At 60.7% G+C, this 18,579-nt stretch carries 14 protein-coding genes and 1 pseudogene; 5 read left to right on the top strand and 10 right to left on the bottom strand.

Annotation, left to right across the window (positions count from 1 at the left end; genetic code table 11):
• Positions 1-8: 8 nt before the first annotated feature.
• The 5 genes and pseudogenes from ACNJX8_RS10445 to ACNJX8_RS10425 form a co-directional block, all read right to left on the bottom strand.
• Positions 9-1,021: pseudogene (locus tag ACNJX8_RS10445) on the bottom strand (IS3 family transposase); the annotation flags it as partial.
• An 861-nt stretch (positions 1,022-1,882) separates the two neighbouring features.
• Positions 1,883-3,052 (bottom strand): Wadjet anti-phage system protein JetD domain-containing protein, encoded by a 1,170-nt coding sequence (locus ACNJX8_RS10440; RefSeq protein WP_439360524.1) that lies wholly within the window; start codon positions 3,050-3,052, stop codon positions 1,883-1,885.
• Positions 3,053-3,054: 2 nt separating this feature from the next.
• Positions 3,055-6,486 carry an SbcC/MukB-like Walker B domain-containing protein gene (locus ACNJX8_RS10435; RefSeq protein ID WP_439361875.1) on the bottom strand — a complete coding sequence of 1,144 codons (3,432 nt, stop codon included), beginning with the start codon at positions 6,484-6,486 and terminating at the stop codon, positions 3,055-3,057.
• Positions 6,486-7,124, bottom strand: a complete 639-nt coding sequence (locus tag ACNJX8_RS10430) for a DUF4194 domain-containing protein (RefSeq protein WP_439360523.1) — start codon at positions 7,122-7,124, stop codon at positions 6,486-6,488. Before ACNJX8_RS10430 ends, ACNJX8_RS10435 begins: the two co-directional genes overlap by 1 nt.
• Positions 7,114-8,643: a Wadjet anti-phage system protein JetA family protein gene (locus ACNJX8_RS10425; protein ID WP_439360522.1), complete on the bottom strand. Its 1,530-nt coding sequence runs from the start codon at positions 8,641-8,643 to the stop codon at positions 7,114-7,116. The genes ACNJX8_RS10430 and ACNJX8_RS10425 overlap by 11 nt, the downstream gene beginning before the upstream one ends.
• 338 nt (positions 8,644-8,981) lie before the next feature.
• Between ACNJX8_RS10425 and ACNJX8_RS10420 the strand changes: the two genes are divergently transcribed.
• The 4 genes from ACNJX8_RS10420 to ACNJX8_RS10405 all read left to right on the top strand — a co-directional run bounded on the left by ACNJX8_RS10420 (position 8,982) and on the right by ACNJX8_RS10405 (position 12,390).
• The gene (locus tag ACNJX8_RS10420; protein WP_439360521.1) at positions 8,982-10,148 is read left to right on the top strand and encodes a nucleotidyltransferase family protein; all 1,167 of its coding nucleotides are present in this window, start codon (positions 8,982-8,984) and stop codon (positions 10,146-10,148) included.
• On the top strand, positions 10,148-10,390 hold the full coding sequence (locus ACNJX8_RS10415; protein ID WP_439360520.1) for a hypothetical protein: 243 nt from the start codon (positions 10,148-10,150) through the stop codon (positions 10,388-10,390). Before ACNJX8_RS10420 ends, ACNJX8_RS10415 begins: the two co-directional genes overlap by 1 nt.
• Before the next feature lie 429 nt (positions 10,391-10,819).
• Positions 10,820-11,071 carry a helix-turn-helix domain-containing protein gene (locus ACNJX8_RS10410; RefSeq protein ID WP_439360519.1) on the top strand — a complete coding sequence of 84 codons (252 nt, stop codon included), beginning with the start codon at positions 10,820-10,822 and terminating at the stop codon, positions 11,069-11,071.
• Positions 11,071-12,390: a type II toxin-antitoxin system HipA family toxin gene (locus ACNJX8_RS10405; protein WP_439360518.1), complete on the top strand. Its 1,320-nt coding sequence runs from the start codon at positions 11,071-11,073 to the stop codon at positions 12,388-12,390. Before ACNJX8_RS10410 ends, ACNJX8_RS10405 begins: the two co-directional genes overlap by 1 nt.
• A 92-nt stretch (positions 12,391-12,482) precedes the next feature.
• On the opposite strand, the gene ACNJX8_RS10400 is transcribed toward ACNJX8_RS10405, so the two are convergent.
• Positions 12,483-12,659, bottom strand: a complete 177-nt coding sequence (locus ACNJX8_RS10400) for a hypothetical protein (RefSeq protein ID WP_439360517.1) — start codon at positions 12,657-12,659, stop codon at positions 12,483-12,485.
• Between the two features lie 198 nt (positions 12,660-12,857).
• Here ACNJX8_RS10400 and ACNJX8_RS10395 point away from each other — a divergent pair, with 198 nt between their 5' ends.
• Positions 12,858-13,031 (top strand): hypothetical protein, encoded by a 174-nt coding sequence (locus tag ACNJX8_RS10395; protein WP_439360516.1) that lies wholly within the window; start codon positions 12,858-12,860, stop codon positions 13,029-13,031.
• A gap of 758 nt (positions 13,032-13,789) precedes the next feature.
• On the opposite strand, the gene ACNJX8_RS10390 is transcribed toward ACNJX8_RS10395, so the two are convergent.
• From ACNJX8_RS10390 to ACNJX8_RS10375, 4 genes are all read right to left on the bottom strand, one after another.
• Positions 13,790-15,079, bottom strand: a complete 1,290-nt coding sequence (locus ACNJX8_RS10390; RefSeq protein ID WP_439360515.1) for a type II toxin-antitoxin system HipA family toxin — start codon at positions 15,077-15,079, stop codon at positions 13,790-13,792.
• A complete protein-coding gene (locus ACNJX8_RS10385; protein WP_439360514.1) occupies positions 15,054-15,428 on the bottom strand; it encodes a helix-turn-helix domain-containing protein in 375 nt (124 codons plus the stop codon). Before ACNJX8_RS10385 ends, ACNJX8_RS10390 begins: the two co-directional genes overlap by 26 nt.
• 510 nt (positions 15,429-15,938) lie before the next feature.
• Positions 15,939-16,673, bottom strand: coding sequence for an aspartate/glutamate racemase family protein (locus ACNJX8_RS10380; RefSeq protein ID WP_439360513.1), 735 nt, complete (start codon positions 16,671-16,673; stop codon positions 15,939-15,941).
• Between the two features lie 459 nt (positions 16,674-17,132).
• A complete protein-coding gene (locus ACNJX8_RS10375; protein ID WP_439360512.1) occupies positions 17,133-18,317 on the bottom strand; it encodes a TlpA disulfide reductase family protein in 1,185 nt (394 codons plus the stop codon).
• Positions 18,318-18,579: the final 262 nt, after the last annotated feature.

The raw sequence follows: 18,579 nt of genomic DNA, 5'->3' as shown, positions 1-18,579 counted from the left end.
GCCGGACTCTAGCTCCTTCTGGAGGAAATACGCAGTGGCAGGTCACCGATTGCCCCATGGGGCCGTTCTTCATTGTAGTATCTGCGCCAAGTCTCCACTTTTTGCTGGGCGTCCGCAAGAGACAGGAACCAGTGGGCGTTGAGGCATTCGGCCCTGAAGCGGCCGTTGAAGGCCTCAATGAACGCGTTGTCGGTTGGCTTACCGTGCCGCGAGAAGTCCAGGGTGACACCGCGCTGGTAGGCCCAGAGGTCAAGATCGCGGGACACGAACTCGCTGCCTTGATCGACGCGGATCGTTGCCGGGAATCCCACTTCCTTGCAGGCCCTTTCCAGCACCTCCACGACATCGGTGCCGCGGAAGGTAAACCGTGGCGCCAGCGCCGGCGAGAAGCGGGAGAAGGTATCGACAATCGTGAGCACGCGCAGCTTGTGTCCGGTCGCCAACTGGTCATGGACGAAGTCCATCGCCCAGGTCTCGTTCGATCGCGTCGCCGGCCTGCGATCATCGCGCAGCTTGGCCTTGACCCGACGCTTCGGCGTTTTGTTGCGTAATTGCAGGCCCAATTCGCGATAGATGCGCCGCGTCTTGTTCCGGCCATGGCGCCAGCCTTCACGACGCAGCAGGACGTGAACATGACGATAACCGTAGCGAATACGAACATGGCAGATCTCCTTGATCTTCTGTTCGAGGGCAGCCTGACCGGGGCGACGGGATTCGTAGTGGTAGGTCGACCGATCGAACTCGAGGGCTTCGCAAGCCTTGCGGATCGAGACCTGCCACTCGCCACAGACCTCGTCGACCAGCTTGCGCTTCCAGCCAGGCTTGATAGCTTTCGGCGGATCACGTCCTGCAGCATCTCCATGTCGAGGCTGAGATCGGCGACCGACTTCTTCAGCTTGCCGTTCTCCTCCTCGAGCTGCTTCAGCCGGCGGATCTCGGTCGGCAGCAGACCGTCATACTTCTTCTTCCAGTTGAAATAGGTCGCCTGGCTGATCCCGGCCTTGCGGCAGATCTTCGCCAGGTCCGTGACCAAACCTGTCGCCGTCAACGTGCGCGGCGGCAGCTTTCAGCGGTCCCATGATCGAGACGAAAATGCCACGGCAGAATCCGGGTTAACAGGATCATCGACACTTCGCGATTTGGGCGGTCGTGCGTTACGTATTGAATTGTTTGCCGCAGAGTTGCGCTGGCGTTCATCGATCGACGATGAGACCGCTCGACACTCAAGCCTCCGCTCCAGATCCGCCAATCCTGCCTTACATTCGGCGACAACCGATTGGGCGCGAAGCAGCTTGACCTTGAGCTCGTCCTGTTGTCTGAGTATTTTCTCAAGATCCCAATCGTTCTGCATTAGCTCATTGACCATCTGCAAGCACCGATGCAAGGCCGGCACTTAAGCTTCAAGAATGCAGGCTCCGCATGTCGCAGATGCCCCACCCTGAGCCATGCGCTAAAGCGATGCCAAACGATCGTCCTGAGGACGCCTTTACGCTGGCGCTCTTGTTGAGGACCACCATTCGTTGCGAGCCCCTTACAAGACGATCGGGTTCTGCCCGGCAAACCGGAGCGCGATCCGAAGATGGCAGAGTTCGCGACGCAGGCGCACGGTTTGGAAAGCGCATTAGGAGACCTCTGCCATCGATCAAGCGGGCAAGTTTCATCTGAATACTTCGACCGGATGCTGAAGGAGCATCATAGTCACAGGTGGTTTCGTCACATCTTCAAGCAACCGGCATGCCAATGCCGGTTGAGCGTTTTTATGAAGAAACGATGTCGGTTTTCTCGCAGCACGTAGTTGCAGGCGGTGTTGTTGTCGCGCTTGAAACAAACGACGTCTTGAACGAGACAGCCAAAGCCGCAACCACGAGCGTCCGCGCATTTTCTAATGAAACTCTGGCAGGACTGGATCGAGTTCTTCCTGCTCGAGCGTCTTGGCTCCATCTTTCGCCAGGTACGCCGCCAGAGCCGCGATACCGGAGTCCGCTGGACATCGAGCGGGGGCCGATTTTTTGAACGGCACTTGTCCCAAACGCTCGGCAACTGCGACGCTCATGAGGTGGGGACGGATCGGTCGATCGACGGCGCGCTCGATGGTGTGGAAGATCCAGGTGCCGTCCGGATCGATGTCCGACCAATGAAAGATCGGCGTCTGTTCGGATACCAATCCTGCGATTGTCCGCAGCGCCTGCTGGGTGGCAAGCGAGGGGTACCCGCCGACATACATGGTCGTGCCTAATCGGCCGGGGTCCGCCTCGGCGATGTGCCGGTTGAAGCTTGCGAAGTTTTCAATGGTTAGAACGTAGGCCGGCGGCTCCCGGAACCGGACGCGATCTGCTTCCTTGGGAGTGATTCCGAGATAATGCGGAGATATCCTGGAAAGATCGGCTCCGTCGAGGTCGATCTTGCCCGCGATCAGCAGGGGCGGCGCGAAGCGCTCCAGCCCGATCGCTCGCAGTGCCTCGCGGGGGCGGGCGCCAGGCGGAAAGTCCATTATGCCGCTCAAAAGCCGGACCACGGCCCCCTCGATGCGCTCGAGTATCTTGCTGTGCCCCACCGTACGTCGCGAGAAAGTTTTGTAGTCGACGTCCAGATGTTTGTTATCGAGGATCGCCTGGGCGAGAACGAATGCGTGGCGCAGCGTGTCGACGTCGGACGAACCGAATCCGTGCCACGTCTTACCCCGCGCCCACACCTCTGCGATTTGAGAGCCGCTGTTCTTCAGGGACTCGTGCAGCGCCACTCCGGCTACAAGCCGGACGGCGGCATGCTCCGCGATGCGTGAGGCCGGGGTGCGGCCGAGATATCGGTATAAGATCTCCGCCGAGGCCAGCCGCACATGTGCCACTTGGTCTCGGCTGGCGCCGCGCCCCCAGCGGATGGAGACCGCGCCGGCACTTTCGGCTTCCCTGATCTGTTTCAGGAAGGCGTCCGCCGCGACGACTGATGGGAAGGCGGGGTAGTCCGGGTGGGCGATCGGGCTTGCGGCCCCGGCCTCGAAGCGGTTGAGCAGGTCGTTCAGCAGGCCGATCGCATCCGTGAAACGCCGAGCCATGGCTACTCGGCGGCCAGACGGGTGGCGAGCTCATCTTCGGACATCAGGTCGGGATCGATAGCCATGAGTTCGCGCTTGGCCTTGTCTTTCAGTTCCACCACGGTGGCCCTGGACTGCTCGCCGATGCGGTCCACCTCCACGATGGTGTCCATGTGCTCGAGCACGGCGACCCGCTTCTCGAACGGCGCCGCGATCACGAACTGCAGGCCAAGGTTCTTGTAGAAGCTCATCATCTGCCGCTGGTTCTTGCCGTCCATCTTGGAGAAGGCCTCGTCGAACATGGCGAGCGCGAAACCGGCGGGCTTGCCGGCACGACGCTCCGCGCTGCCGTAGACGGCGGCCAGCGAAGCGCCGATGGCAACGTAGATAGGCACCTCCTGTTCGGCGCCAGACCCGGTGCCGCGCCGCTGCTCCCAGCGGGTCGAGCGGCCGGTGGCGACATCCTCCATGTGGATCTCGAAGGTGTAGAAGTTGCGGTAGTCCTCGAACTGGGTGAAATCCTTGTCGGGGTCCTCGAGCAGCGCCTCGAGTGCGACGATCGTATCCTTGTGCGGGAAGTCATCGGGCACGTCGCCCCGGAACAGCATGTCGAGCGCCTCCGGAGAGGTTTTGGCGATCTCGATGATCTTCAGGATGGGCTGGAATTCCACCAACTGGGTGCGGTGGAATGAGTATCGCTCGTTATGGAAAGGATGTGCGTAGAGGCTACGGTTCAACGATTGCAGCTCCCGCTCCATCTTTCCGATCCGGGCCGTGAGGGCGTTGATGAACTCGCCGCGCAGCAGGGTGGAGGCCTTCTCCGCCGCTTCCCTCGCCTGCCGTTCGTACTGGCGCAGCTCGTTGGATTCGATATCCGAGATGAGCTGCTCCATCCACGGCTTCACCTCCCGCAGCGGCTCGCTTTCCGCGCCGACTTGCGAGCTCATCCCGAACTGGTCGAAGTAATCGTAAAGAAGCTCGCGGACCCGTCGCTCGATCCGGGCGCGCTCGTTGTCGGACGCGTTCGCATCCTTCAAGGCCTTCTCGGCGATGGCCCGGTGTTTCTCCGCGGAGCCCTTTTGGGCTGCGGCATCGAGGCGGTCGCGGTAGACGGCCCTGCCTTTCGCGGTGGAGTAGAGTGGGACGAACTTGCGGTATATCGACCGGGCGACCCTGAGGTTGAGTTCGGAGCCGGGCACGTTCTCGCCCTCTCCGAGCCTCCTCTCCGCCGACCTGACCTCGCCGTCATGCTCGCCGAACGCCTTCTGCTGCGTCTTTCTCTCCTCCAGCCTCTTCTCCTTCAGCTTCTGCTGCGCCCTCTTTTTGTCGCGAAGCCCGCCGTCCCCCGCGCCGTCGAGGGCATCGAGCCTGGCCTGAGCTTCAGCGACCTCAGTCTGCGCGGCCGCGAAAGCGGCCGCGCAAGCCCCCAGGTCATTACGTTCCTCGCAGATGTTCTTCAGAGCAGCAAAAGCCTGCTCCGCGGCATGGACCTCCTTCCCCTTGTCGGTCAGGATCCGACCCAGTTCCTCGGCCTGATCCTGCAGTGAGCGCAGGGCGTTCGCCTGGGCCGCCTTTCCAATCTTGTGCTGCGAGGCTTCGATCCAGCGATGGGTCCTTACGAGTCCGTCGTCGTAGAGGCCATCCTTCATGATAGCCCGGCCGGGCCTGTTGAACTGGTCGAGCGTGTCCGCGAGACGGACCGTGCCGTAGCGGCGCATGATGAAGGCCATCGCGTCCGGATCCTGGCTCCGGAAGATGGAGGGAAAAGTGCCGCGCTCCGGCTTGGCCCTGAACTGCTCGAGCTTATTTAGGCTCACTAGCGATGCATGGCGAAACTCGCGGCGACCTTCCTTGAAGATTGCCGTGGCGGCGCTGATATCCGCTCTGTCCACGAACACGGCTTCCCGGTCGCGGCCGAGGAGCGCCTCGGCGGCTCCTACCCACTCGGGTTCGGCGACGTCGATGATGTCGCAGAGTACGCGCGGGACCATTCCCCTCTGCCGCAGCCTGCGGCAGAGGAGTTCAGTGTCGTCGCCGAGATAGGCGCGCGCCCCTCCGGCGGCGTGCTGTCGGATCCGTTCGAGCACCTCGTCGCGCCGGCCTCGGAGCCCGGATAGCTCCGCGATGATCGTTTGACGCGCTTCGTCGATCTTCGGCAGCCATTTGGCGCCGCTTGCCGCGAAGGACTTCTCGGCCGCGGAGAGCTCGTCGGAGACGCCGGCGATGTCGGCCCCGGAGATGGCGGTCAGAAGACGCTCAAGCGCAGGAACGAAGTCCTCGAAACCGTCCGCGCACATCGCGCGTAGCGGCTCCAGGCGACGGATGTTCTCCATGCGAGTCTTGAAGTCCGCCGAGGCGCGGTGCGCCGCCTGCCCGGCCACATCGGCGGTCTGCTGCAGGGACTTTCTGCCGGTCTTGGCGTCGTGCTCGGCGATCGCGGCCGTGAGGCGTTCGATCTCCTGATCGATGGCGTCGACGTCGTGGTCGATGAATTCGAGTTCTTTTGCTGCGGCGTCCCTGCGCGCCATCTCGGTACGCCGCTTAGTCTTGAAGTCCAGGTTTGTCGCGCGCGCCGCGAGCCAAATCGCGCGTTTTGCGATCCACTCCTCCCTGAACTTGGTCTCGAGCGCTTCTTCAAGGGTGCCGAGGACGCCCCGAAGCGCCCTCAGGGCTTCGAGCCTGAGGCGCATTTTCCGGATGGTCTCGCTGATGTTGCGGTATGTCTGGATCGACTCGCGCAGCTCCTTGATGCCGATCGGACTGTCCTCGAGGATGTAGTTCCGCACGAACTGCGTCGCCGTCTGGTTGTGGTCGAGCGTCATCGCGTTGACGATTGATTTCTGCAGGGCGCTGGCGTTCTGCTCGCCATAGGGCGAATGCGGCAGAAGATGGCGCATGTACTCACGGACGAAGTCGCTCGCCCGGTCGCGATGATTGACGAACTTGCCTTCCCCGACCGCCGCGACGATCCGGGCGCGCACGTCCTCCCACTGCGCCGGGAATTGCGACTTTCCTCGCTGCTCGATGAAGTCCTTGGAGCTCAAAACGGTCCCGACGGCGACGAACAGTGCCAGCACGGTCTCCCTGCTGTCGGACTTGCGCGCCTCAAGCGCCATGCCGATCGTGACCGGCGGTCGATCGCCTTCCTTGTCTTCGAATCCTAGCGAGATGTAGGTGCGTGCCTCGTCGCGCCGGCGCTGGTCTTCGCCGAGCGTCCCAAGGCAGTAGTCGACGACGCTGCGCTTCGAGCCGCTGCGCGATTTTCCGCTGTCACCGGCGACCGCGTTCAGGCGCAAGAACCGCCGGCTGCCGCCGGTGAGGACGACCTGTGCCATGTCGAGGATTGTCGATTTGCCGGACCGGTTCTCGCCCAGGACCCCGACGTGTCCCCTCACGTCGATGTCGGCGACGTCGAACAGGTGCCAGTTCACCATCGTCAGGTGTCGTAGCTCCATCATGCCTCGTCTCCTGCAGGCTGCGGAAACCGCGCCTCCTCGCTACGGACGTAGCGCTCAAGCCGTTGGAGGGCATCGCCGCCACTGATCAGCTTAATCATCGGGCGGATCCTGATCTCGCAGTCCTGCTGCTCGTCGTCAAAATCACCGATCTCGACCAAACTGCGTTGGGCGGCCTCGCGCAGGATGTCCCGGAAGCGGGCGGGCGAGATCGCGCCTCCGCCGCCGTGTTGCGCCATCTCGCGGTAGCGGTCGAACAGGTCGTTCAAGGTGGCGACAACGACGGCCCGGTCCTCGACCGCTCCGACGTTCACCTCCTGCTGCCAGTACGCCGCCAGCACCAGCATGACGATGGTTTCGTCGAGCTTCATCCGGGGCAGCGGCACGTCCTCGTCCATGGCGAGAATGCCGGCCCACTGCGCTTCAGGATCGCGATGAACGCGGTATCCGCAACTATCGAAGAAGCCGTCGACCACGTCGCGGAAGCGGCCATCCATGATCGTGTTGCAGACTGTCCCGGTCCGGGGATCTCCTGCGAACACGAACTGCCGCCGCAGCAGGAAGTGCAGCGCTTTGCGGAGGTCGGCTGCCTTTTCCGCGCCGAACGAGCGCTCGATGTTTTCGAATTCACTGAGCATGAGCTGGCCTCGCCTTCCGGAGTACGCCGGATCGCTTGACCACGAAGTTCGCACACCGAAGCCATTCGCTGTCGTGTGGTGGCGTGTCGGGGCACGGTTCGAGTTCGAAGCCGGCCGCGACCTGCGCCGGAACCTCACCGGTCAGGGCGTAGCGGCGGGCGCAATCGAAGGCGAGGAAGTCGTCCACGGTGCCGATTTCCATGAAGCGGGCTTCCCTGGTCGCGAATGGCGGCACCTGGCCCTCGAGGAATCGTCTGACATCCTCGGGGCGGGGCGCGATGCGAGCGATGTACTCGAGGCGGAGCTTCTTGCGCAGTTCGTACAGCGGATCCGACGGCGGCTCGGAGAGCTCCCTTGCTTCGACGGGACGGCGCGGCTGCCTGGCCGGCGCCTGATGGTGCTCCGACCAGGGGGACCGCAACGGCTCGATGCTCCATTCGATTGCAGCCTTCTGGTGTCTGCCGTCGCGCAGTAGGGCATCCAGGCGCCGCACCAGGTCGCCGGCCCGGCCGACGAGTCCCTGCCCGCCCCGCTCGGCGTACTTAATGGTGTTGCGGACCCGGGCTTCGAGCTGCCTACGGAAGGCTTCGATCCTATCGAACATCTCCCCGATCTGATCGAAGATGCTTTCGATGGCCAGCAGGTCGTCGGCCGCGGCCATTCGACCGTCCTCGATGTCGGCTGCCATGCTGGAAGCTGTGTACTCCTCGGCGAGGACCTGCATGGTTTCCGGGGTGTAGGAGATCCTCCGCGCGAGATCGACAATGGCGTCGCGGAAGCGGTACGGATGGTTGACGGTGAGGATGGACTCGAAATCCTTCAACAGGAGCTGGTCGACGAACTCCTCGAAAAAGGCTTCCAGCCGGGTAGCGACTGTTTTCGACTCCATGACGGTTCGTCGGACGCGCTTCAGATCGGCCAGAATGGCCCGCAGGCTCTTAGTGAACTGGTCGGCCTGATTGCGCGCCTCGCGGACGGCGAGCGCGGCTTCGCGCTGCTTGCGGTCGGTGATCTCGGGCCTCAGTTTTTCGACGGCCTCCAGGTTGAGGCGGATTTGCACGATCAAGCCGCCGAATCGCTGCGAGAGATCCTTGTTGAGGCTCGCGAACCGCTGGATCACGAGCAGCGGTCCCATAGCCATGTCCACGGTAACCCGAAGCCCGTATTCCTCCTCTTCAAGCCATCCCCAGGCGAGCAGCCGGGCGTACAATTGTCGCGCAAGCCCGAGCGCCTTGTCGCCCTTCTCGGAAGCGAGCGCGACGTCGGCCTTCCGGATCCGGCGGCGTCCCGCGGAGATCATTTCCGGCAGGATGCCCAAATCATCGCCCTCGTTCCAGAGGGTGGGGTTGGCGCGCATGACGTCGTAGATGGCATGGACGACCTGCTGCGGGGTCGGGAACGAAGGCGCGCCTGAAAAGAAGCGTTCGTGTAGATCGAGCAGACACGCCGCATACAGGTGCTTGTGATCGCGCGAAAAAGCTAGAAACGCGTCGTCATGCAAATGGCGAAACAAGGTCAATGACGCGGCTCCTGGGCCCGACTTCATCCTGAGTTGGCGACGCTAAACGCATGATGTGCCGGACAGCATTGTTATTGAGAGTGGGTCTTGAAAATACAACCGGAAGATCAGTTCTTAGTATGTTCTAATATAGCTTTCCAGCTCAGTCGCTGTCGAGACTCCCAGAGTCTGATCGGAGCCTAGGAGTTCGGTCTTAAGATCCGGAACAATCCGGGCCTCAAGTCATTGAATTCATTGTTGTTACCATTATAGCAAAATGGATACAAATTTGCTACCATTTTGGCAGGATGGACACAAAAAACATTGTTACCACTTCGCCAAAATGGTAACAAGCACCTATGAAGCAGTTTTCCAACATCGACCAAGTCATGTTCTCCAACCTGGTTCAGAAGGCGACCGACGCGGATTTCGACGAGAACTTCCCGGAAAACGGGACCTTTCTCAAACAGAAGCGAGCCAACCGCGAATACTATTACTACAAGGCCTACAAGCCCTCCGGTGGCGAGGGACCGACGAAGACGACTCTCAAATATGTCGGTCCGGCCGATGATCCCGAGATTGCCAAACGCGCGGAAGCTTTCCAGCGCACCAAGATTGGCTATCGCGCGCGACGCGAGCTGGCAGCGAAGTTGAGGCGGGCCGGCTACCCTGCTCCTCCCCACATGGAAGGTCTCGTCGTCAACGAACTCGCGCGCGCGGGACTCTTCCGGCTTCGCGCCACGCTCGTCGGTTCGATGGCCTATCAGACATACAGCGGCGTACTCGGCGTCAAGCTGCCCGACGAGCTCGTGACGACCGAGGATCCGGACATCGCGAAATTCTACGGCATCTCGATCTCGATCGATGAAAGCATGCCCGACATCGAAGAGATCCTGAAAAAGGTGGATCCGACATTTGCGCCCTCATTCTCCCCCGATGAAACCAAGCTGTTCAGCGGTTTTGCCAATGCCACCGGCTTCAAGGTCGAATTCCTTACACCAAACCGTGGCGACGAGGACTACTCCTCTAGACTGACGCAGATGCCTTCATTGGGACCGTCTGTAGGGGCGCAGGTGTTGCGGTTCGAAGACTACCTGATCCATGAGCCCATCCGCTCTGTGGTCTTGCACGACGCCGGAGTGCCGGTCCTTGTACCGGCCCCGGAGCGCTACGCCGTCCACAAACTGATCATCGCGACCAAACGGAATGTGTTCTTTGCGGATAAGGCCAAAAAGGACATCAACCAGGCTGGCGCGCTCATTCAAGCATTCAATGCCGTCAAACGTAGCAGCGACCTAGGCTTTGGGTGGATCGAAGCGTGGGAACGCGGAGCCAGATGGCGACGACGGCTTGGTGTTGGCGCCCTGCGTCTTTCGGACGACACTTTCGACATGCTCGCGAAGGGCGTAGCCGAAGCGGCCAAACTCGACGGCAAGGCGGCAGAGGAGTACGGGCTTACGGGAGGCAAGGAAGGTCTTCTGGCGCGCGTTTCAATTGCGAAGCCGACGGCGTCGCCAACGCCGTGATGCCAATTCGACATGTCGACGAGGCTCTCTCGCCCATCATCGGCGACGGGCGCGCCGGTGCTGCTGCTGATCATCGGCGGCGTCGGCATGCCGAATCATGTGTTGGCTCGCTGATCATCTCGCTGCCGATGCAGCTGACCATGCCGGTGATGTGCATCATGCCGTTCGATCAGCTCGGTCTTGCCGCCGACGCGCTCAAGGCTCAGCACGAAGTAGAGCTGGATCGGAACGTGCTGGCCTGATTGATGGCCGGTCTGCTTCTTGTCCTCGACCGTGACCGGTTTTTCGATGACGAACGGACTGACGGGCTTGTCGGGGCCACCGCCATGACCTCCGCCCTGGCCCGGATTGCCGCCCGGGTGTCTTTTTCAAAGTCGCTTCGGCGCGGCCAGCCCCTTGACCCAGGTCTCGTCCATCCTGCGCGAAGATCCCAATCTCAACGAGGACGCCGCTGCGGCGTTGGACGACCTGATCAAGGCGACGTACGCCCGACTGGCAGATACGAGCAGGGGCCCGTGATGGTTTTTTAATAATTTCAATAAGGCGTGGGGAAATCGCGGGGCTTCATACGCAATGGCGTATTAAAGCATAAATATACGCGAGGCGTATAATTGGCTGATATTCGCGGTCGCGTATATTGACGATATATACGCATTCGCGTATGGTAACCTATGGATACGATAGTCCGCACCCCCCAACAAGTTGGCGCCGGGATCAGGCGCTACCGGCGCCAGAAGAAACTCACCCAGGCCGGCCTCGGTGAGAAGATGCATGCGCGTCAAGCGACGGTCTCGAAGCTGGAAGCCGGTGTACCTGCAACGCAGCTGCGCACCTTGATGGATGCGCTGGCCGCGCTCGACCTCGAGTTGGTCATCCGGCCGCGCAGCAAATTGACGGCTGAAGCGATTGAGGATCTGTTCTGATGGCGCGTCGTCCTGCCCGCGCGCCGCTCAACGTCTATCTCAACGCACGGCTGGTCGGGCGGCTGCGGCGCGAGAGCAGCGGCGCAATCGATTTCCAGTATGACAAGCAGTGGCTCGCGTGGGAAAATGCCATCCCCGTTTCGGTGTCGCTGCCATTGCGGGAGGATCGTTATATCGGCGATCCCGTCGTCGCTGTTTTTGACAATCTTCTGCCCGATAATGACGACATCCGCCGACGCGTCGCCGAACGCGCGCATGCTGATGGCGCCGACGCTTACAGCCTGCTCTCCGCAATCGGCCGCGATTGCATCGGCGCGCTGCAATTCCTTCCCGACGGTGCCGCACCCGGGGGCGCCGGCGCCATTGATGGCCGCGCCGCTAGCGATCAGGAGATCGCCGCCATTCTCGGCAAGCTTGCCAGCAATCCGCTCGGCATCGGCGCCGACCAGGAATTCCGCATTTCTCTCGCGGGCGCGCAGGAAAAGACAGCGCTGCTTTACTGGAAAGACAAGTGGCACGTGCCTCATGGCACGACCGCAACTACGCACATTATCAAGCCGCAGATCGGGAAGTTGCCGAACGGAATCGATCTGACCGGCAGCGTTGAAAACGAGCATCTGTGCCTTGAGCTGGTTGCGGCACTCGGCTTGCCTGTTGCCAAATCAAGCATCATCGATTTCGCCGGGCGCCGCGTGCTCGCAGTTGAGCGGTTCGATCGCATCTGGACGCGCGACGGCCGCCTGTTGCGGCTGCCGCAGGAAGACTGCTGCCAGGCGCTGTCCGTTCCACCCGCGCGCAAGTATGAATCCGACGGCGGACCTGGCATCCGCAAAATCTCGGATTTCCTCAAGGGCAGCGATACGCCTGAGGACGACCAGGTCATTTTCTTCAAGGCGCAGATCGTGTTCTGGCTGCTCGCCGCCACCGATGGCCATGCGAAGAATTTTAGCATTCATTTGGCGCCGGGCGGACGTTTTCATCTGGCCCCGCTTTACGACATCATTTCGACCCAACCGAGCTTGGACGCTGGACAGACCAGCCAAGACCAAATGAAGCTGGCCATGGCGATCGGCAGCAACCGGCATTACGTCGTCCACACGGTTCTCGGCCGACATTTCGTGCAGACTGCGAAAAGCTGCGGTCTGCCCGACAAAACAGTCAAGGTTGTCATCCAGCAGCTCGGCGATACAGCCGCAAAAGCCATAGATCAGGTGCTGAATGCGCTTCCAAAAGGATTTCCAGAGAAGATGGCCATATCGATTGCTGATGGCGCTAAGCGCCGTGTGAATTCGCTGGCTGTTCTCAAGAGTAGTGAATGATCGCCGGTTTGCGCAAGCTGCCAGCCGGCTGCGATGACCTCCGTGAACGGTGGCAGGAAGACCGGATCGACCAATCCAAACCTGGATGCTGCCTACCAGAAGAGCAGCAGCGCGATCAGCAACAGGGAGCGTTGCCCGAAAGCAGCCAACCAGCGGCTCAAGAAACGGGCCCGGTTCTCGAACGGCGATTGCCGCTCTCCTTCAACGGCGAGCGGCCCGCGCCGTCCGTATGCAAGCTCCAACAGCGACTGCGTTTCCAAACTAACCATGAGCGACGTCCTTCACTTCACGCTCGACGCGCTGAGGCGGCCCGTCAACTGCCCCGAGCCTCTTCCGCTCACGCCGACGTCATGGAGTGAAGGGCTTAAGACCTATCGCCAGCGAAACACAAACTTCAGTTCGATGCGCTTCCGCCATTCCGTAGACGCGCACATCAGGAGGGTTCGATCGACCGCAATCCGCGTCACGTGACCGACACCGACTATTTCGCCAGCCGCTTCAAGCTGGTGATCGACAGGTCGAGCGAGATGACAAGGGGATATATTCTATCTTTCGAGAACGCAGAGGCGAAGAACGGGGGTGCCGCGCAATCTGCGAAAATCTGCGATTGCCTTGTCGGGACGCCTAAGGAGCGGATGTGAACTTTAGACGCCCGCGCCGCAGTATATCTACGGCATCGGCTGGGAAGCATCGCAATGTCGGTACCCCTGTGGTCCACTGAACGTAAGGTCATATGTCCGCCGCTGCATGGTCCATATCTTCCGACACCGCCTTGCTGGCGAGCTTCTCCGGTCCGGCGCGACTTTGTCAGAGATCGGCCAGCTCCGAAGCGAGAGCCATGACGTAAGCGGCATCTTTGACGAAGATAGAAGTCCAAAGACTCGCACATTGACCCTGCCGCCGCTGGTACGCATCCAATGACCATTGCGCGATTCGCAACGCGAGCGGGTCAAGCGTTTGGAGACAAGGATTTGGAGACAACTACCAGCATGAGGCGCGGCGGGTTGCCGAGTTCGTCTCCTTGATGGCGAAGAAGACCACGACCATCAGCACGAAGCTCGCCGTAGCCTGGCGCTCTGCCACTCGATCGGCACGCATCATGGCCTTGCGATTAACGCCGTTTGCGGTTTCGCATGCCACGTCGCGAATATCGTGCCGGGAGCAGACATCTTGCTATCCTGCGCGCCGCGCCAAGCTACATAGCGATGCGGAAGATCGGGGCGCTATTAGGGTGAAATCCTTGTCGTCGTCTTCGAGCAGCGCCTCGAGTGCGATGATCGTATCCTTGTGCGGAAAATCGTCGGGCACGTCCCCCCCGAAACCTTGAGCGCAGATGTGCAGCCACGTTTTCCGGCGGTGAGGCAGGCGGGCTCGGCTTTCTCGCCACATGCGTCTATTCCTAGGGCGATGGGGCTGCTGCGCCTTCCGGCGCTGGCTCCGCTTGCTTCAGGCGCTCTAGGTAGCCGCGTGCGCGCGAAATCACCGCCTCGACCACTATGTCCAGGACAGGATCGCCGCCGGCAGGCATGGCTTCGACCTCGGCCTTGGCCGCCATTGCATGGTGCGTCACGGCCTGAGCAATCTCGGAGACGCGCCGGATCGTCTGCGCTGGAGAGAGCTTGCAGTCGGTGGCGAAGCGCTCCCAGTGGTTGCGTCCGAGCTGGTCAGCCTGCTTCTGCCCGCCGATCTTCTGCGCCATGTTGCGGGTGATCTTCGGATATGGCGCCGCACAGACGATGTCGTAGCCTGGCGCCATGGCGGCGCCGCGCGCCGATAGCATCAGCGAGTAATTTTTGGCGTGAGAATCCGTGTTCCAAACCATCGGATTGAAGATTGCAAGATCGACGAAGCGGGCGGTCTCCTGAGCTGTCATGTGGCGCTGGGTCACGCCAACCATGTCGGCCAATGATGGTCCTTTTAGGCCTCTATCGTTGTTCTGGTACTTGGCAGCTGGCGGTCGGCCCAGGGCTTGGCAAAAGTCCTCCTGATGCAGCCGCCGCCACCTCTTGCGCTCATGACGGCGGTCATAGCGCTCAACCAGCAGGTAGGTACGTTCGCCTGCCGTCGCGGTCGTCACCTTCGGCGTCGGGATGCCGATCATGCGCGCGAGCGTCAGGCAGAATGCCTCGTTCTGGACGGCGCCAGGCAAGCGCTCGCCATCCGGCTTGATGATGTGGGTCGATGGCGCGCCGTCGATCGGTATATACAGGGTGTCGCCATCCAGAGCGACGGCGAGCTTCGTCTGCACACCGGCAAGCGACATCGACACGCCATCTTCGCCGACGAGGAAGGGCTTGTGGGGTAGCTCATTGAGGATGCGCTCGAGGGAGGCCTTGTCGGGAATCTCTCGCCATTTGCCGGCGATCAGCCCGGTGCCAGGCTGTCCGACGGAGAGCGCGCCGGCGGTGTCGCGGCCCATCTCGGCAAGAAGACCGATGACATCGGCCGGCGACTTGCCGAGCATATGACCTACGGTCCCGAGAGTTGCGTTCTCCGGCAGCAGATTTGCCGCCCATGGCAGAATTACCGAGGCATCGTGCGATGCCCGCGAGAGCGGCATGGTGAGCGACACAGGGAAGGCGCCGGTCAGCCCGCGCCAGGATTCGGCATAGGTGAAGCCTGACGCTTCGTCGGCGGCCGTGATCCAGCCGACCTCTCGCGTCTCAAAGTAGACCGGAAGACGGTCCATGAGGCTCCTCCTCGTCGCTGTCGGGAATGTCCGGTGCCTCGGAAGTGTTCGCGCGGCGTGCTTGGGCATCCTTGAGAACATCCTCGATGCGCAGCCCGAGCACGTTTGCCACGTGCAGGCTGCGCCCGAGCTGACAGGTGCTTTTTCCGGCCTCGAGGTCGACGATGAAGCGCTTTCCTGTCCCGCTCACCATGGCCAGCTCGTCCTGCCGGAGGCCCTGGCGTTTGCGTTCTTTCTGGATGAGGCGACCGAATGCTGCCGCGAACTCGGCGGCTTGGCGGGCGACACCGGTCTCGCCAGGAGCCTCGTTTCCGCCCGAGGGGGGAGTGCCGTTTGAAGGCGTGTTCATAGCTCTCTCGTCGTAAGTTACCGAACGGGAACTTTATGGGTTGAAACAACATAAGTCCAGAAAAAAGTTACCGATCAGGAACTTTTCGTACCGTTCCGATGGAAGAATGATAAAAGTTACCGGGCGGGAACATTTACCTCACGCCAAGCGCTGAGCGGCCCAGAAAGTTACCGATCGGGAATTCTGCTCCCGAGCAACTGGGGTTCATTGAAAAGGAGGTCGGGACCACCGGCGGGAAAATCCGCGCTAATTTCCGTCGAGCGAAGCGTGTTCCTTAGCGTCGGCTCAGTGTCGAGTGGCGCTGCCGACCCCACAACGATCTCGGCGATCTTGTGGGCGGCAGCAGCTCATCGTGATCGGGACGCCGGTTTGATCTTGCCACAAGTTGACAATTGCCCTTCTTGCGCTACCGCGCTGCCCGCCATGGCTAGGTGCAGCGGCGTTGGGACCCCGGCTAAGGCCGAGGTCGGCATTACCGAGGACAAGATCAAGTGTCGATCGGCGAGGCGATCATCGCCGCGCGTTTATGGAGACGGCACCAACTGACAGCTTACCCTCAGCGAAATCCGCTGCCGCTGTGGCGTGCAGCCTCGCCGAATCGAACACCGGTAATTCTGAATGTTCCGGGCCGATGAGAAGGCCAATCTCCGTGCAGCCGAGGATAACGGCGTCCGCGCCCCGTGTACGACCGCGCGCGATCATGTCGATAACTTCCTGGCGCGACAGATCAGAAACAGTGCCGCAGCACAGCTCATCGAAGATGACATTGTGGATCCGGCTCCGCTCGCCCTCCCCCGGTATGACAGGTGAAAGGCCGAAGCGCTGCCGCAGGCGATCACAATAGAACGGCTGCTCCATCGTATAGCGCGTCGCAAGCAACAGTGGTCGCTTGAAGGAAGCAGCCAGAAGAGCCGCAGCGGTCACATCGACGATGTGGATGAGCGGCACACTCAGCTCGGCAGCAACAATGTCGGCAATCACATGCATCGTATTGGTGCAGATCAGGATGCAGCTGGCGCCGGCGTCGACCAACTGCCGGGCTATTCTCGTTAAATAAGCCGCGGCTTGCTTCCAATCTCCTGCCTTCTGAAGGGTGACGATATAGCCGAAGTCAACCGAGCGCAGCAAGATGTCTGCCGAGGCGAGACCGCCGCGGCGCTGACGGACGATTTCATTGATTTCCTTGTAATAGATGGCCGTGCTTTCCCAGCTCATCCCTCCGATCAGCCCAATCGTCCGCTGCACATTGAGATCTCCACTTCATGCGAAGGTGGCACAATTTACCGCGCCTTCGGCGGCAAATCTCGCGTTGTTTCGCGCAATCGCTCTGGAAAGTGCAAATCAAGGGCCTTATCTCTGCGATAGCAAAAATTCTTCTCACCCGAGCTCGGAAGCCGGAGTCGATTCGGCAAGCGCTGTGACGGGAATTGTTGTGTCGAGCTGCAACTTGTCCAGAATCTTCAGGTCGCGATCGTCCAACGTCATGTCCTTTGTGTGCCCAAGGTTCAAGAGCTGCGATCGAGAATCTTCCCCTATTTCACCCCTCTTTGCGTAAGCGGCGGCTCAAGCTTTTGCGGGTTCTACAGCATGAGAGCAGCGATCTTAGACGTCGTCCGCTGTGCGATCCGTTCGAGAGTTTGTGTGAGCCATGCATGCGGATTGAGCCGAAGAAATGGATGATGGCCAGCGAGCAATTCCGACTTATCACCCTTCTTTTTGTTGTTTGCTCCGTTGCCTGCGCTTTGACGCTCCCGGAAACCCGTCTTGCGGAGTTGCACAAAGAGTCCCATAGCAAGCCTTCTCACTCTTGTAGTTGGCCAGCGCTTCGACCAACGTCGACGTGACGTCCTGTTTCAGTTCGTCGGGGATAGGCTCAGGACCGCCTAGCGAGTTCAACGCCACTTCGACCAATTCGATTGCGCGATCCTTGTTGCCGCTCTCATAATAATACTGAGCGACCGCCCCATAGGACAGGTACTTGAAGCTACCGTCCCCTTGCGGAGGATTCAGCGCAAGAATGTGTTCGGACAACTCTTTGCCCATCGCGAGGCGCTCGGCAGACGGGAAGTGGGAGTTGTCATTCGCCGGATCAAAGAATTGGCGCAGCGCCCCTTCCATCCACATCTCATCGTTTTTGTCGATCGCGTCGCGAGCGAATTGCCTCATACCCGGCAAGCCCGTCTGCAAGTTGCGCAGTTTGTGAAGCAACAGATCCGCATGGAGCACGCGGAAGTTGAGGTCGTCCGGCATCACCGCGACGGCCTCTTCGGCCGCCGAAACTGCCTTTGCCCAATCCTCCGCCTTCATCGCCGGAGAAAGCTTGGCGAGAACCGGCTCAGTCAACGCCCGCTTACGCTTCATTTCGCGCATTTCGCGTCGTCCGCTGTCGACCCGCTCTGTATCGGCGGCTTTAGCTTCATCGCTGGTCCGCCAGCTGCCGTTAAGAAGTTTCGGCAAGACGTCATCGAGCTGCATCGGAGGACCGATAAAGGCGATGTGGCCGTCACGGTCAACGACGAACGAGGTGGGAATCCCGACAGAAAAGCTGGAGTCCATCCAAAGCTTGCGCATTTCGCCTGTAGAGTCGAACCCGATCCGATAATTCAGGCTTGAGAACTTGTCGGCCAACCACGCGTCCAACCTTGTTCGGGCCTCGTCCGCCGTTGGGGCTTGTTCGTAAGCTGCGACGCCGAGCAGCTCAAGTCCGCTGTCTTTGTATTTCTCTTGCAGCTGTACTAGATGAGGCATCACTGCCGCACATGGCCCGCACCAAGTTGCCCAAAATTCGACGATGTACACCTTCCCGGGCTGGAAGCTCGTGAGGGGCTCGCCGCGCAGCCAGTTCTCCACCTTGATCGGAGGAGCTGGGGACTCCATGCGCAGCACCATGTTGCTCTCCAAAACTATTACTCGTTGCGTGACTTTGTGCGCTAGCCTGTCTCTCTCAGAAACGGAGCACCCGGGTTCAAGAGAAGGAGAGCATCACTCGTTTTGCGTATCTGGTGTGCGCGCAGCCCTCACTCCGTGTTTCTGCATCCCAATAGCAACAGGCGTGCCATCTCGGTCAGCACGCATCAAGCGCCTGATTACTCTTTGAAAACTCCAAGGCGCCCCAAACGCAGCCGGTGTTTTGAACCTGACGGACTTTGTC

The sequence above is a fragment of the Bradyrhizobium sp. SPXBL-04 genome, from assembly GCF_051853035.1.
GTDB lineage: Bacteria > Pseudomonadota > Alphaproteobacteria > Rhizobiales > Xanthobacteraceae > Bradyrhizobium > Bradyrhizobium zhanjiangense.
This window is presented reverse-complemented; position numbering and strand designations above follow the sequence as displayed.

Bases quoted from the DNA above. Each gene is read 5' to 3' on its own strand.
- ACNJX8_RS10430 (WP_439360523.1), bottom strand. From the start codon at position 7,124: ATGCTCAGTGAATTCGAAAACATCGAGCGCTCGTTCGGCGCGGAAAAG.
- ACNJX8_RS10405 (WP_439360518.1), top strand. From the start codon at position 11,071: ATGGCGCGTCGTCCTGCCCGCGCGCCGCTCAACGTCTATCTCAACGCA.
- ACNJX8_RS10420 (WP_439360521.1), top strand. From the start codon at position 8,982: ATGAAGCAGTTTTCCAACATCGACCAAGTCATGTTCTCCAACCTGGTT.
- ACNJX8_RS10415 (WP_439360520.1), top strand. From the start codon at position 10,148: ATGCCAATTCGACATGTCGACGAGGCTCTCTCGCCCATCATCGGCGAC.
- ACNJX8_RS10410 (WP_439360519.1), top strand. From the start codon at position 10,820: ATGGATACGATAGTCCGCACCCCCCAACAAGTTGGCGCCGGGATCAGG.
- ACNJX8_RS10375 (WP_439360512.1), bottom strand. From the start codon at position 18,317: ATGGTGCTGCGCATGGAGTCCCCAGCTCCTCCGATCAAGGTGGAGAAC.
- ACNJX8_RS10400 (WP_439360517.1), bottom strand. From the start codon at position 12,659: ATGGTTAGTTTGGAAACGCAGTCGCTGTTGGAGCTTGCATACGGACGG.
- ACNJX8_RS10440 (WP_439360524.1), bottom strand. From the start codon at position 3,052: ATGGCTCGGCGTTTCACGGATGCGATCGGCCTGCTGAACGACCTGCTC.
- ACNJX8_RS10435 (WP_439361875.1), bottom strand. From the start codon at position 6,486: ATGGAGCTACGACACCTGACGATGGTGAACTGGCACCTGTTCGACGTC.
- ACNJX8_RS10390 (WP_439360515.1), bottom strand. From the start codon at position 15,079: ATGGACCGTCTTCCGGTCTACTTTGAGACGCGAGAGGTCGGCTGGATC.
- ACNJX8_RS10385 (WP_439360514.1), bottom strand. From the start codon at position 15,428: ATGAACACGCCTTCAAACGGCACTCCCCCCTCGGGCGGAAACGAGGCT.